Annotated in this window: 13 protein-coding genes; 3 read left to right on the top strand and 10 right to left on the bottom strand. The window is 65.7% G+C overall.

Features of this window, described 5'->3' with window-relative positions:
- Positions 1-234: 234 nt before the first annotated feature.
- The 8 genes from PKE71_RS01380 to PKE71_RS01345 form a co-directional block, all read right to left on the bottom strand.
- On the bottom strand, positions 235-1275 hold the full coding sequence (locus PKE71_RS01380; protein WP_271185163.1) for a LysM peptidoglycan-binding domain-containing protein: 1041 nt from the start codon (positions 1273-1275) through the stop codon (positions 235-237).
- A 211-nt stretch (positions 1276-1486) separates the two neighbouring features.
- Complete coding sequence (locus PKE71_RS01375; RefSeq protein ID WP_271185162.1) at positions 1487-1690, bottom strand: helix-turn-helix transcriptional regulator; 204 nt, start codon at positions 1688-1690, stop codon at positions 1487-1489.
- Entirely contained in the window at positions 1687-2091 is a 405-nt protein-coding gene (locus tag PKE71_RS01370; protein WP_271185161.1) for a hypothetical protein, read from the bottom strand. Before PKE71_RS01370 ends, PKE71_RS01375 begins: the two co-directional genes overlap by 4 nt.
- The gene (locus PKE71_RS01365) at positions 2091-2999 is read right to left on the bottom strand and encodes an alpha/beta fold hydrolase (RefSeq protein WP_271185160.1); all 909 of its coding nucleotides are present in this window, start codon (positions 2997-2999) and stop codon (positions 2091-2093) included. Before PKE71_RS01365 ends, PKE71_RS01370 begins: the two co-directional genes overlap by 1 nt.
- A gap of 288 nt (positions 3000-3287) precedes the next feature.
- The gene (gltX, locus tag PKE71_RS01360; RefSeq protein WP_271185159.1) at positions 3288-4625 is read right to left on the bottom strand and encodes a glutamate--tRNA ligase; all 1338 of its coding nucleotides are present in this window, start codon (positions 4623-4625) and stop codon (positions 3288-3290) included.
- 70 nt (positions 4626-4695) lie between these two features.
- Positions 4696-5142 (bottom strand): hypothetical protein, encoded by a 447-nt coding sequence (locus tag PKE71_RS01355; RefSeq protein ID WP_271185158.1) that lies wholly within the window; start codon positions 5140-5142, stop codon positions 4696-4698.
- A 236-nt stretch (positions 5143-5378) separates the two neighbouring features.
- Positions 5379-7043, bottom strand: coding sequence for an NAD+ synthase (locus PKE71_RS01350; RefSeq protein ID WP_271185157.1), 1665 nt, complete (start codon positions 7041-7043; stop codon positions 5379-5381).
- A gap of 40 nt (positions 7044-7083) precedes the next feature.
- Complete coding sequence (locus tag PKE71_RS01345) at positions 7084-8013, bottom strand: Gfo/Idh/MocA family protein (protein ID WP_271185156.1); 930 nt, start codon at positions 8011-8013, stop codon at positions 7084-7086.
- Positions 8014-8191: 178 nt separating this feature from the next.
- Between PKE71_RS01345 and PKE71_RS01340 the strand changes: the two genes are divergently transcribed.
- From PKE71_RS01340 to PKE71_RS01330, 3 genes are all read left to right on the top strand, one after another.
- Positions 8192-8983, top strand: a complete 792-nt coding sequence (locus PKE71_RS01340) for a DUF3667 domain-containing protein (protein ID WP_271185155.1) — start codon at positions 8192-8194, stop codon at positions 8981-8983.
- 33 nt (positions 8984-9016) lie between these two features.
- A complete protein-coding gene (locus tag PKE71_RS01335; protein WP_271185154.1) occupies positions 9017-10012 on the top strand; it encodes an NADP-dependent oxidoreductase in 996 nt (331 codons plus the stop codon).
- 464 nt (positions 10013-10476) lie between these two features.
- Positions 10477-10743 carry an HU family DNA-binding protein gene (locus PKE71_RS01330; RefSeq protein WP_271185153.1) on the top strand — a complete coding sequence of 89 codons (267 nt, stop codon included), beginning with the start codon at positions 10477-10479 and terminating at the stop codon, positions 10741-10743.
- 303 nt (positions 10744-11046) lie between these two features.
- Here the strand turns inward: PKE71_RS01330 and PKE71_RS01325 are convergent, their stop codons facing one another.
- Both PKE71_RS01325 and gor read right to left on the bottom strand, forming a co-directional pair.
- Complete coding sequence (locus PKE71_RS01325) at positions 11047-12414, bottom strand: class II 3-deoxy-7-phosphoheptulonate synthase (RefSeq protein ID WP_271185152.1); 1368 nt, start codon at positions 12412-12414, stop codon at positions 11047-11049.
- Position 12415: 1 nt separating this feature from the next.
- Positions 12416-13804 (bottom strand): glutathione-disulfide reductase, encoded by a 1389-nt coding sequence (gor, locus tag PKE71_RS01320; protein ID WP_271185151.1) that lies wholly within the window; start codon positions 13802-13804, stop codon positions 12416-12418.
- Between the last annotated feature and the right edge of the window lie 4 nt (positions 13805-13808).

The raw sequence follows: 13808 nt of genomic DNA, 5'->3' as shown, positions 1-13808 counted from the left end.
CGCCATGACATAGGGCGCGCGGCCGCGCGGCGCCAGTGCGGGAGACTGCATGTCGATACTTCGAAAGCGCCCGCTTTCCCCGGACCCGATCCGGGGCCTGCCAGTCAACGACAAACCGCGTCGGCTATCTGTGCAGTGCCAAGTGGCTCCGGGCGGCAACAGTTCTTCTTGAGCACGAGGCCCCGGAACGGGTCCGGGGAAAGCAGGATATCCTTGTCGCCCAAGCGCGTATCCCTACCCGTCGCCCTCGCCGTCCGTACCCGCGCCGTCGGCGTCGCGCGGGGCCTGGAAGACCTGGCCGGGATAGATCAGGTCGGGATCGCGGATCTGGCTGCGATTGGCTTCGTAGATCACCGTGTACTGGATGCCCTCGCCATAAAGACGGCGGGCCAGGCGCCACAACGAATTGCCCGGCTGCACCACGACGGAGTCAGGGCCCAGATCGAGCGCTTCCGGCGCGACGCGTTCGAAGGGCAGCACGATCACGGCGGAGACATTGCCGTCCGGCTCGACCTGGTCGATCTGGAGGTCGTAGACACCCGGTGCCAGCAGCGAGCCGGCCTGCATGTCCCAGCGTCCGTCACGGCCCACCTCGGTCTCGCCGACCAGTGCGCCATTGGCAAAGATGCGGACCGTGGTGCCGGTCTCGGCCCGGCCGGAGAAGATCACGGCGCCGGTGGAATCATAATCGACGGTTTCCAGCACCAGCGTGCCCATTTCCGCATCCAGGCAGGACGGGCATTGCCAGACACGGCTGGCCTCGCCGGGGCGTCCCACAACGACCAGCGGCGTCGGACCGCGCTGTTCGGGAATGGACACGACGACGACCTGTTCGGACATCATTTCCCGCCCGTCCGGCGCCACCATGCGCAAGGACAGTTCGACCGCGCCCGAAGGCAGCGGCTCGTCGGGAATGATCACCCATTCGCCGCGCTCATTGATGGTCTGGGTATCGGTGCGCTCGCCGGCCTCGCCGGTGAAGACCAGGGGGTCGCCATCGGCCAGCAGCTGGATCGTTGCGCCCGGTTCGCCGCGGCCGGCCGTGACGGCAGAGCCGACCGGTGCCACGCGCACAATGTCGAAGACGGGTGGCGCGATCATGGCGGCCGGTGCGGTGCCGCGCTCGCTGCCGGTCCCGCCGGTCTGGGCGGTCTCGGCCGGCTGTTGCGGCGCGCTCTGGTCGGCGGAAGGCCGGTACATGATGAAGGCCATCGCGGCAGCGATCGCCAGGGCGGCGAGTACGGCGGCTATGATGAACGACCGCGTTGCGGTCATGGTGGACCTCCTGTCATCGACCGGCTGCTTTCCGGCCGGCTGTCACGGCATGCCGGCGCGGGCATTCCGTCAGACTGCACTAGCGGATGCAAGACCCGCGCCGCCGAAGCTGCGCGGGTCCCCCATTCCCGAACCTGCAGTATGAGCGATGTTCGATGGCAAAAGTAAGGTCTGCTTGTGCATTTTGCCATTCATATCCGGCGCGATAGCGCTAATCCGGCTCGCCATGCGGGTCGAACACGTCCTCGATCTTCAGTTCGAAGGCATGCGCCAGGGCAAAGGCGAGGGTGAGCGAGGGGTCGTGCTTGCCGGTCTCGACCGCATTGATCGCCTGGCGCGACACACCGACCCGCTCGCCCAGCTCGGCCTGGCTCCAGCGGCGTTCCGCCCGCAGCACGCGCAACCGGTTCCTCACCGGTTTTCCCGCCAGTAGACATAGCACTGGGCGAGGCCGAACGTGCCGGCCAGGGCCGGCAATACCCAGATCAGGCTGATCTCGGGCACCTCGACGGCACCGGCCAGGAAGCCATAGCCGAAGCTGGCAAAGCCGACGATGCCGGCAGCCCACAGGATGGCCTCAGTCGCAACGCGCCGCTGGTACTCGTCCATTTCGCGGATGCGCACGATAAAGGCCCTGAGGGCATAGAAGGCCGGGACCAGCGGGGTCAGCGAGGCAAGCCCCGCCGACCACCCCGACAGCTCGCCATTGTTGATCGCCGCGATCGAGCCGAACAGGACCAGCATGTAGGCGAGCATCGCAATGCCGAAATGGATGACATAGCGCCTGTTCGCGGAGGTTTTCTTGTCAGCCGCCATTATTCACCCTCCCCGTTTGCGATCACAGCCGCCAGGCGTTCGGCGAACGCGTCCGGCTGGTCGAGCATGATGAAGTGACGCGATCCCTCGATCACGCCGACCTCAACCGATTCCAGTCCAGCGTACTGGCTGGAATAGACACCGGCCAGCGCCTCCGCACCCACCGGCGCACCCGGCGCCCAGGCGACCAGGACCGTCACATCGGCGGTTACATCGGCGAGCACGGGCGAGAAGTCGCTGCCGGCCACTTCCCCGAACGCCGTGGCGACGGTGGCCGGGTCGGAGGCTTCCATCCAGGCCATCACCTGCGCCTGCCCCTCGGCCGAGATGGACTGGATGGGCAGGCCCATGCGGGCCTGGGCGAGATAGGTGTCGCGGTCCATCGCCGCCATCTGGGCTGCGGTGGCCTGACCGAAGGCCGCGGCCTGCTCGGCCGTGATGGCCGGATTGAACAGGCGGGCGAAAAAGGGCGCGCTGTCGACGACGACCACATCGGAAACGGCGTCCGGCCGCACGGCGGCGAGCTGCAGCGCGATCTGGCCGCCCATCGAGTGGCCGACGATCACGGCGCCGGAGAGCTGCTCGCGATCGATCAGCGCGGCCAGGTCCGCGACTGCCGTCTCGATTACACCCGCGGAGCGGTCGGCCGGTGCTGCGCCACCAAACCCGGCCAGCGTGACAACATGCATATCGGCCGCGCTTTCGAACTGCGCGACCGTGCCGTCCCAGACCTCGCCAGGCGTCGCCAGGCCCGGCACCAGGATCACCGTGCGCGCGCCGGCCGTGCCGGCCCGCTCGACCTGCAACGTCTCCTGGCCGCCGGCCTCGGCCGCCGTCACGGCGGCCAGCGCAGTCACCGTGGCCATCAGGGCACCGAACGCCGGCGGCACGGATTTGAACTTGAACATGGAAAGCTCCATCAGGTTGGTATGACTTATTGTCATGCAAACCTGACACTGTGGCGCATGAATGTCAAGACAACCTGACTTAATGACAGAAGCTCGCGACTTTCACGCAGACACAAGGCTTCCCCCGCGCCAGCGGGGGAAGTGGCCGAGCCCGGCCCTTGGGGCCGGGTGAGGTCGATGGGGGTGAGTCGGTTGCGCGCTATCGCGCTGTGCGGTGCTCTCGCACCGCCCCCTCAGTCCGCTGGCGCGGACAGCTCCCCCGCAGGCGGGGCGAGCCCTTGTTGCGACTTAGGCCGTTTCGCCCTGCAGGCGCCTGAGCACCGTGTCGCGGCCCAGCAGCGGCAGGAGGACAGCCATTTCCGGACCGCGCGGTTCGCCCGTCAGCATCAGGCGCAGCGGCATGAAGAGGTCCTTGCCCTTGCGGCCGGTCGCGGCCTTGAGCGCATTCGTCCACTCGCCCCAGCTCGCCTCGGTGAGCGTTCCCGCCGGCAGGTGCTCGGCGGCGGCGGCGGCATAACCGGCATCCTCGATCACCGGCGTCACCGGTCCCTCGACCAGCCTCATCCAGCTCTTGGCATCGTCCAGGCGTTCCAGATTGGGGCGCACCGCATTCCAGAAGGCCTCGCCGCCATCGGCGCCCAGCATGGCCAGGCGCGGCTGCGCCTCGGCATAGGGCATGGTGTGCAGCAGTTTGGCATTCACGCGCTTGAGCTCTTCCGGATCGAAGCGCGCCGGCGAACGCGACAGCTTGCCCAGGTCAAACCCTTCGAGCAGGCCGTCGACATCGGCAAAGGCGTCGACCGGGTCGGAGGTGCCGATCCTGGAGAGGAGCGACATGATCGCCATCGGCTCGATGCCTTCCTCGTCGCGCAGCTCGGCAATCCCCAGCGAACCGGTCCGCTTGGACAGCTTGCCGCCATCGGCACCGACCAGCAGGGCCTGGTGACCGAATTTGGGGGCAGCACCGCCCAGCGCTTCGAAGATCTCGATCTGGGCGCCGGAATTCGTGGTGTGGTCCTCGCCGCGGATGATGTGGGTGATCTCCGCCTCGATATCGTCGACCACGCTCGGCAGGGTGTAGAGATAGGACCCGTCCTCGCGGATCAGGATCGGGTCGGACAGCGACGAGGTCTCGATCGACACATGTCCGCGCACCATGTCGTCCCACTCCACCGGATTGCCCGACAGCTTGAAGCGCCAGTGCGGCTTGCGGCCTTCGGCTTCCAGCTTCGCGCGGTCGGCCTCGGTCAGTTCCAGCGCGGCGCGGTCATAGACCGGCGGACGGCCGTTCGCCATTTGCAGGCGGCGCTTGCGCTCCAGCTCGTCTCCGGTCTCGTAGCAAGGATAGAGCAGGCCCTTCGCCTTCAGCTTTTCCGCCGCCGCGTCATAGCGCTCGAAGCGCTCGGACTGCTTGAACGTGTCGTCCCAGGTGATGCCCAGCCAGGTCAGGTCGGTACGGATGCCGTCCTCATAGGCCTGCGTCGAGCGTTCCGTATCCGTATCGTCGATGCGCAGCAGGAAAGTCCCGCCCGCCTTGCGCGCGAACAGAAAGTTGAAGATCGCGGTGCGGACATTGCCGACATGGAGCTTGCCGGTCGGGCTGGGCGCAAAACGGACTTTGGTCATCGGTGCAGGCCTTGGCTCGAAGATGAGCCGCAGGGCTTAGCGCCGCGCGCGCGCCGGGGCAAGCGGGGGTTCAGTGTTTCCCCGCCACCAGCCGGTACACGCTCCCGCCGACCAGGCCGACGCAGAAGACCAGGACCATGAGCGGGACGAATTCGGCGCCGTGCTGCAGGGGGAAGCCGAAAACCTGGACACACAGAATACCCGTGACACCGCCCATCAGCGCGCTGGTACGGATCGTCTTCCAGCCCTGGCTGTGCATCAGCCAGGCGAAGGCGAGTGTCGGCAGGGCCGTCAGCACGACCATGAACACGCCGATATAGAGAGTGCCGGGGATGATTGCCGCGGCGAACCCGGCGACTTGCTGCGCGCTTGGCACGCCCTCGGCCAGCGCCATCACACCGAAGCTTCCGACCATGGCCGCAGCGCTGGCAAGGCAGGCTGCGAGCCAGGCGCCGACCGGGCGTATCCAGGTATCGGCAAAGCGGCGTTCGGCATCGGCACGGATAATATCGCGCATGGCGACCTCCTTTGAGCACTCCCGTTTCGTTGATTTCTGTTTTGACAGAAATTTCGGAACAAAGGGATGGGACGGGGTGTCGCAGGGTTGAAATGGTGTCAAAGCGCTTCCCCCGGACACGTTCCGGGCCTAGCACCTCTTCGCTGCCGGCCTCCATCATGTCATCACGACGCGCAAACGCCGGCGGGCCCCGGAACAGGTCCGGGGGAAACAGCTCACAACCTGGGGGAGGAAAGCTAATCCCCCGACTTGAACCGGTTGGTGATGGGGTAGCGGCGGTCGCGGCCGAAATTCTTGGAGCCGATCTTCACGCCCGGCGGGGCCTGGCGGCGCTTGTATTCGGCGCGGTAGAGCAGGTTCTCGATGCGGCGCACCGTCGCCTCGTCCTGGCCTTCGGCGACGAGATCGCGCACCGAACGCTCCTCCTCCACGAGGGCGAAGAGAATGGCGTCCAGCACGTCATAGGGCGGCAGGCTGTCCTGGTCGGTCTGGTCTTCACGCAGCTCGGCCGAGGGCGGCTTGGTGATGATGCGCTCGGGGATGACCTGGCCGACGGGCCCCAGGCCGGTCGCGCGCGGATGGGCATTGCGCCACCAGGCCAGCTCGAAGACCTCCGTCTTGTAGACGTCCTTGAGGGCGTTATAGCCGCCATTCATGTCGCCATAGAGCGTGGCATAGCCGACGGCCATTTCCGACTTGTTGCCGGTGGACAGCACCATCGGCCCGAACTTGTTCGACAGCGCCATCAGCACGACGCCGCGGGCACGCGACTGGATGTTTTCTTCGGTCGTGTCGGGATCCTTGCCGGCAAACACTTCGGCGAGCGTCGACCCGAACGCCTGGATGGCCGGCTCGACATCGATGATGTCGTAGCGGATACCCAGCATCTGCGCGCATTCGCGGGCATCCTCCAGGCTTTCCTGCGAGGTGTATTTCGACGGCATCATCACCGCCCACACCCGTTCCGGCCCCAGCGCATCGACAGCGATCGCCGCCGAGATCGCGCTGTCGATCCCGCCGGACATGCCCAGCACGACGCCGGGGAAGCCCGCCTTGTCGACATAGTCCCGCAGGGCCAGCACCATCGCCTTCCAGTCGGCCTCGAGCCCGGAGACGACCGGCGCCCGCGCCTTGCTGTTGCAGGACCAGCCGGTCTGCGTGCGCTGCCAGACGGCCAGATCCATCGCCTCTTCGAAGGCAGGCAGGCGCTGGACGGTCTCGCCGGCACTGTCGCGGGCAAAGCCGGCGCCGTCGAAGACAAGCTCGTCCTGGCCGCCGACCTGGTTGACGAAGATCATCGCCTTGCGGCCCTGCCAGCGGTCGAACCAGGCGGAAAAGGCGGTCTTGCGCTCGCGCTCGATCGTGCGGCGCCAGGGCGAACCATTGATGACGATCATCATCTCGGCGCCCTGGTCGATCAGCGCCTGCGGCACCGTCTCGCGCCAGATGTCCTCGCAGATCGGCAAGCCGAGGCGGATGCCGCGCCATTTGACGATCTCCGGAACGGGGCCGGGCTGGAAGACGCGCATCTCGTCGAACACGGCGTAATTGGGCAGTTCATGCTTGAAGCGCAGGGCGACGAGATGGCCCTCATCGATCAGCGCGACGGCATTGTGCAGCTTGCGGCCCTGGCGCCAGGGCAGGCCGACCAGCACGGCCGGGCCGGACTTTGTGTCCTCGACCAGCGTATCCAGTGCGCGCTTGCAGGCCTCGACGGCCGCCGGCTTGAGCACCAGATCCTCGGGCGGATAGCCCAGGAGGAACATTTCGGGGAAGACGACAAGGTCGGCGCCACGGATGCGGCCGTCGGCAATCGCGGCGCGCGCCTTGGCCAGATTGCCCGACACATCCCCGACCACGGGGTTGAGCTGGGCCGTCAGAATGGAAATCCGGTCCGTCATGATGGCGACTTAGACCGCGCCGTGCCCCGCCGCAAGAGGCTCACGATCCGTAAACACGCGCCCCGTCGATCGCCCGGGCTGCATCCAGCGCGCGCAGGCCGGCAATGCCCGGCACCGCGACCGGCGCGCCGTCCAGCACGGAGGCGATGAAGGCGTTGACATTGGCGCCCAGGGAATCGCGCGCAGCCGGCGCTTCGGCGAAACCGGCATTGAGTGCGTAGGGCGTGGAATTCTCGAACGTCTTGGCGACGAAATCGATCTCCAGCGCGCCGGTCTCGTATTCCACCCGCATCTTGCGGTCGCGCTCGTGATGGACGCGGCTGGCTTCCAGCTCGGCGACACAGCCATTGTCGAAGACCAGTTTCGCCCTGGCGATATCCGGCGTGCCGAAACGGCCCTTGTCGACCTCGCCCTCGACGGATGTCACCGCCCCGCCCGCCAGGGCGATAGCCAGATCGAGATCGTGCACCATCAGGTCCAGCGTCACCGACACGTCGAGGCAGCGCTCGGACGGCGGGCCCATGCGGCTGGCGACAATGCGCCTGGGACGATCCGGCACGGCGAACAGGCCCATCGCGTTGAACACGAAGCGTTCCTGATGCCCCACCTGCAGTACGCGGCCATGCGTGGCGGCCAGCTGGATCAGCTCGCGCGCTTCCTCGACGCTGGAGGCAACCGGCTTTTCGACCAGGACGTGACGGCCGTTTGCCAGCGCTGCCGCTGCGGCCTCGAAATGGTGGACCGCCGGCGAGGCAACCGTGATGGCGTCGCAATCGGCGATCAGGCGGGCGAGATTGTCATAGGCTTTCGCACCATGCTTGTGCGCCAGCGCCCGCGCCTTCTCGATATCGGGCTCGTAGATGCCGACGAGATCGGCCCGCTCATGCGCCGCATATTTCGAGGCGTGGAAACCGCCGAACACGCCTGCACCGACAACACCGGCCCGCAGGCGCCTGTTTTCCGAAACCATGATACGTCCTTGTCCGTCTGCCGGGCTGAATACCCCGCCCGCCCCTGCGATCAAGCCGCTCCTGCATCAAGACGTGTTTCCGCGCATTGCAGCGCGCCGGTGCCATACCGGGGCGTCGAACCGGCTTGCACGCGCATCGAAGCGCACTACCATGCTGTGCAAGGGGGAGGATGCAGACTTGGATACCGAGGAAAAGCCCGCAGCGAAGGCGAAGCCGAACGACATTCTCGACTCCGTCTCGATTGCCGCCTTCGATCTCGATGGCCGCATCTTCCGCACCCTCTGGCATTCGCTGACCCGCACGCCGGACGTGGCGCTGGCCGGTGCGAAAGGCGATTTCAGCCGGTATCTCTCGCCGATCCGCGTCTTCGTCGCCCTGTTCTCCTTCCAGTTTGTCGTCGCATCCCTGTTCGGCACGCCGCTGGCGGGATCCCTGGACCAGCTTACGGTGAGTCTCGAGCCGGAAGCGGTCGAGGCCTGGCTTGCGACCGGACGCAGCGCCACCGGCGAGATCCCGACCGCGGCAGAGGTCAACCAGACCATCGAGAGCTGGGGCGCCATGCTGCTCTGGCCGATCACGATCGTCACCGCCCTGCCCTATCTGCTGCTGCTGAAGCTGTACCGTCCCGGCGTGCCGCTCTGGGGACATGTGCAATTCTTCCTCACCGCCACCAATGCGTCCTTCGTGGTGATGATCGCGACCATTCCGCTGCTCCTCCTGGGCCTTGGCTGGTTCTCGCTGGGAATCGGCTTTGCCATGATCGTCTATTATTTCTGCACCGGCCGGATTATCGTGCGGTTCTACAGCCATAGTGCGGGTGGCGCGGCGCTGCGCCTGCTGGGCCTGTTCCTGATCATGCCGGTCACCCTCCTGATGACGGGAATCGGCCAGATTCTCGGCACCTCCCTCACGCTCGACATGAATTACGATCTCAGCCTGGTGCAGCTCTACGCACCCGATCTCGAATAACCCTCCCCCAACCCTGAAAAAGGAGAGACCGCCATGAAGTCTCGCGAAATCCACCTCCTGGAATATCTCAAGGGCGATCCCAAGCCGGAGAACTACAAGCTCGCCGAGGCCGATGTCCCGGCTCCGGGTGAAGGCGAAGTGACCGTGAAGAACCACTATATCTCGGTCGACCCCTACATGCGCGGCCGGATGAGCGGCATCCGCACCTATGTCGGCCCGTTCGAGCTCGGCAAGGTGATGGAAGGCGGTGCTGTCGGCGAAGTGGTCGAGAGCAATTACGAGGGCCTCAAGCCCGGCGATTTCGTCAATTCCATGTTCGGCTGGCGCGAGGCCTATACCGCGCCGGGCAAGGCCCTGCAGAAGATCGACACTTCCGTCCTGCCGCCGCAGTCCTATCTGGGCATTGCCGGCCTGACGGGCCTGACCGCCTATGTCGGTATCAAGCGCATCATCGACCTGCAGGAAGGCGAGACGATGTGGATGTCCGCCGGTGCGGGCGCGGTCGGCTCGGCCGGGATCCAGTTTGCCAAGGCGATGGGCGCCACGGTCATCGCGACCGCCGGCGGCCCGGAAAAATGCGACTTCGTCAAGTCGATCGGCGCCGATGCCGTGGTCGACTACAAGGCGGCCGACAATCTCACCGCCGCCATCCAGGACGCAGCCCCCAAGGGCATTGACGGTTATTTCGAGAATGTCGGCGGCACGCACTTCACTGCCGCCCTCAACACGCTGAAACCGAAGGGTCGGATCGCCGCCTGCGGCATGATCCAGCGCTACAACGACGCCCAGCCGGCCACGATCACCGACAATCTCACCTTCATCGTCGGCAAGTCGCTGAAGATCCAAGGCTTCATTGTCACCGATCACGCCGACATGATGGACGGCTTCGTGCGCGACCTGTCGGCCTGGATGGCTGCCGGCAAGATCAAGCCGGCCGAGACCGTCATCGAGGGGATCGAGAACGCCCCGGACGCCTTCATGGGGCTCTTCTCCGGCCGCAACACCGGCAAGATGCTGGTCAAGATCTGACGGCTGCGCATCCCGCGGCGAACGACAAGGGCCGGTCCTTCGGGGCCGGCCCTTTTCAATTGTCCCGGCCTAGCGCCGCATCAGGCGGCCGAGCGTCCAGCCGGCCGCGCAGGCCGCGATCACCGGCGACCAGGTCTCTCCTGCACCCGCGAGAAACGCGATCGCATAAGCCGCCAATCCTGCTGCAAGTGCGAACGGCAGCAGGCGAATCGGGCGATTCGCGGAGGCGGCGTTAGGAGTTGGTTCACCCTGGTACATGCTGCAAAATGTACGCAAAACGGGGGCCGAAGGCGAGAAAAGGGACTTGTCCCAAGGAAATTGCAGTGAATCCGGCCCGATTCACCTGTTATGGCTTGCAAAGCCGCCCGGTTCTCGGCCTTGATGAGGCGTCCACGAACACGCGGCACACCGGCCGGACACGATGACCGTGTCTGCCGGAGCCGCGACTAAACGGGGGGAACCCTATGAACAAGTCTGATCTCGCCAAAGCCGTCAGCGACAAGACCGGCCTGTCCCGCGCACAAGCGGGCGATGCGGTCGACGCCGCGATCGAAGCCGTCATCGCTTCGGTCAAGGGCAATGACAGCGTTCAGCTCGCCGGCTTCGGCACCTTCTACGCCAAGCACCGCGAAGCCCGCGAAGTCCGCAATCCGCGCACTGGCGAAAAAATGATGTCCAAGGCCCGCACCCAGGCGGCTTTCCGTCCGGCTGCTGCCCTGAAGGACATCTAAGTCAGTCCAACGGGTTCTGATTACACGAACGCCGCCCGGAGCCATCCGGGCGGCGTTTTTCTTTGGGCGGAGGAGCCCGTCAAGAGCGAGGAGCTGGCCTACCCGGTTTCCCTGAACACCGTCATCCCACGGTCGGTGCGCAGCAGCGATCCGGGGGACCTCAGCCATCCTGCCGACAGGTGAGCGCGGGTCCCCCGGATGCCCTGCGGGCACCGTGGGATGACGGAGGGGTGAGAGGCGGGAAGACAAAAAAGGCGGGGCCCGGAGGCCCCGCCTGTGATCGTTTCGCTGTCAGCGCGCCTGTCAGGCCGCAGCAGCGGAATTATTGCGGCGCACGCGCTTGAGCGATTCCGCGATGCGGAAGGCCATGTCGAGCGCCTGGTCGGCGTTGAGGCGCGGATCGCACTGGGTGTGATAGCGCGCCGCAAGATCGGCCTCGGTGACCGGTTTTGCACCGCCGGTGCATTCGGTCACGTCGCGGCCGGTCATCTCGAAATGCACGCCGCCCGGATAGGCACCCTCGGAGTAGAGCACGTCCATGAAGCTTTCCAGCTCGGTCAGGATGCGGTCGAAATTCCGCGTCTTGTAGCCACTGGACGCTTTCACCGTATTGCCGTGCATCGGATCGGACGACCAGACGACCTTGCGGCCGGCCTCGGTCACCGCCCGCGCCAGCGCCGGCAGATTGTTGCCGACATTGTCGGCGCCCATGCGCACGATCAGCACCAGGCGGCCGGCCTCATTGTCCGGATTGATGGTGTCGATCAGCGGCAGGAGCTCGTCCGCCGTCATGGTCGGACCGCATTTCACGCCGACCGGGTTGGCGATTCCGCGGGCATATTCCAGATGCGCCCCGTCGAGCTGGCGGGTGCGCTCGCCGACCCAGATCATGTGGGCGGAGGTGGCATACCACTGGCCGGTATTCGGATCGCGCCGCGTCAGCGCCTCCTCGAAAGGCAGGTGCAGGGCTTCGTGGCTGGTGAAGAAGTCCACCGCCTCGAGAGACGGGGCAGAGTCCCGGCCGATGCCGCAGGCCTTCATGAAGTCCAGCGCCTCGGAAATCCGCACGGCCGTCTCGGCATAGCGTTCCGCTGCCGGGCTGTCCTTGACGAAATCCTGGGTCCACTGGTGGACATTGTGCAGGTCGGCATAGCCGCCGGACGCGAAGGCGCGCAGCAGGTTCAGCGTCGAGGCCGACTGGTCGTAGGCGCGGATCAGGCGTTTGGGGTCCGGCTCGCGGGCCTCGGGCGTGAAATCCACACCATTGACGCTGTCGCCGCGATAGCTGGGCAGGGTGACGCCGTCGATCGTCTCGGTATCGGAGGAGCGCGGCTTGGCAAACTGCCCCGCCATGCGGCCGACCTTCACCACCGGCTTGGAGGCGGCAAAGGTGAGCACCACCGCCATCTGCAGGAGAACGCGGAACGTATCGCGCACGCCTTCGGTGGAGAATTCGGTGAAGCTTTCCGCACAATCGCCGCCCTGCAGGAGGAAGGCATTACCGGCCGACACATCGGCCAGCTGGCGCCGCAGCTTGCGGGCCTCGCCGGCAAAGACGAGCGCGGGACGGGCAGACAGCTCGTCGATCGCGCCGGCCAGGGCGGCTTCATCCTTGTAGGTCGGCATTTGCTTGACGGGGAAGTCCCGCCAGGATTTCGGAGACCAGGTCATATCACTCAGCTGCTTTCAACTCGGGCGGTGTCCACTTCTCCTTCATGGTCACCAGTTCTTCGGCACTCGTCGGATGCACCGCGCAGGCGGCGTCGAATTGCGCCTTGGTCAGCTTCGCCTTCACGGCGATACCGGCCAGCTGGATCATTTCTGGCGCATCCGGTCCGACAATATGCACGCCCAACACCCGGTCTGTCTCCCCGTCGACAACAAGTTTCATCATCATGCGGGAGGCGTCGTTGGAGAATGACGCTTTCATCGGACGGAAGGACGTCTTGTAAATATCGACCTTGTCGAAGCTTTTCCGGGCCAGCGCCTCGGACAGGCCGACCGATCCGACCGGCGGCTGGGTGAACACAGCCGAGGCGATATCCTCGTGATCATAGGCCAGCGGCTGGCCGCCGAACACGGTCTGGGCGAAGGCGGCGCCCTCGCGGATCGCCACCGGCGTCAGATTGACCCGGTTGGTCACATCGCCCACGGCATAGATATTCCCGGCCGAGGTCTTCGAATAGGCATCCACCTTGATGGCGCCCGCCTCGTCGAGCTCGACCCCGGCCTTGTCCAGGCCCAGATCGGCGACATAGGGGTTGCGGCCGATGGCATACATCACGATGTCGGTATCGACGTGATGGCCATTGTCGAGATGCACCCGCTTGCGGCCATCCTCGAGCGGCTCGATCTTTTCGAAGACGGTGTGCGTGATCACCCGCACGCCCGACCGCACCAGCTCCTCGTGCACGGTGGAGCGGATATCGTCGTCAAACCCGCGCAGCACGGTCTCGCCGCGATAGACCTGGCAGACCTCCGATCCCAGCCCGGCGAAGATCTGGGCGAACTCGCAGGCGATATAGCCGCCGCCGGCGATCACGACATGCCGGGGCAGTTCTTCCAGATGGAAGGCCTCGTTGGAGGTAATGCCCAGCTCGGCGCCCTCGATATCCGGCACGAAGGGCGTACCGCCGACCGCGATCAGGATCTTGTCGGCGGTGACCGTACGGTCCGACTTCACCAGGCGGATCGTATGCGCATCTTCCAGAACGGCCCGGTCCTCGATCGTGTCGACGCCGGAATTGTTGAGATTGCGCTCATAGATGCCCGACAGGCGGTCGATCTCGTTGTCCTTGGCAGCGATCAGCTTTTCCCAGCTGAATTCGGTCTCGCCGACCGTCCAGCCATAGCCCTCGGCCAGCTTGAAGGTCTTGGAGAACTCGCTGGCATAGACCAGGAGTTTCTTGGGCACACAGCCGCGGATCACGCAGGTGCCGCCGAACCGGTATTCCTCGGCGATCGCCACCTTGCCGGCGCCATGCTGCTTGGCCATCCGCGCCGCACGCACCCCGCCGGACCCGGCACCGATGACAAAAAGATCGTAGTCGTAACTGCTCATGGGT

It is taken from the genome of Maricaulis virginensis (assembly GCF_027922185.1).
Taxonomy (GTDB): domain Bacteria; phylum Pseudomonadota; class Alphaproteobacteria; order Caulobacterales; family Maricaulaceae; genus Maricaulis; species Maricaulis virginensis.
This window is presented reverse-complemented; position numbering and strand designations above follow the sequence as displayed.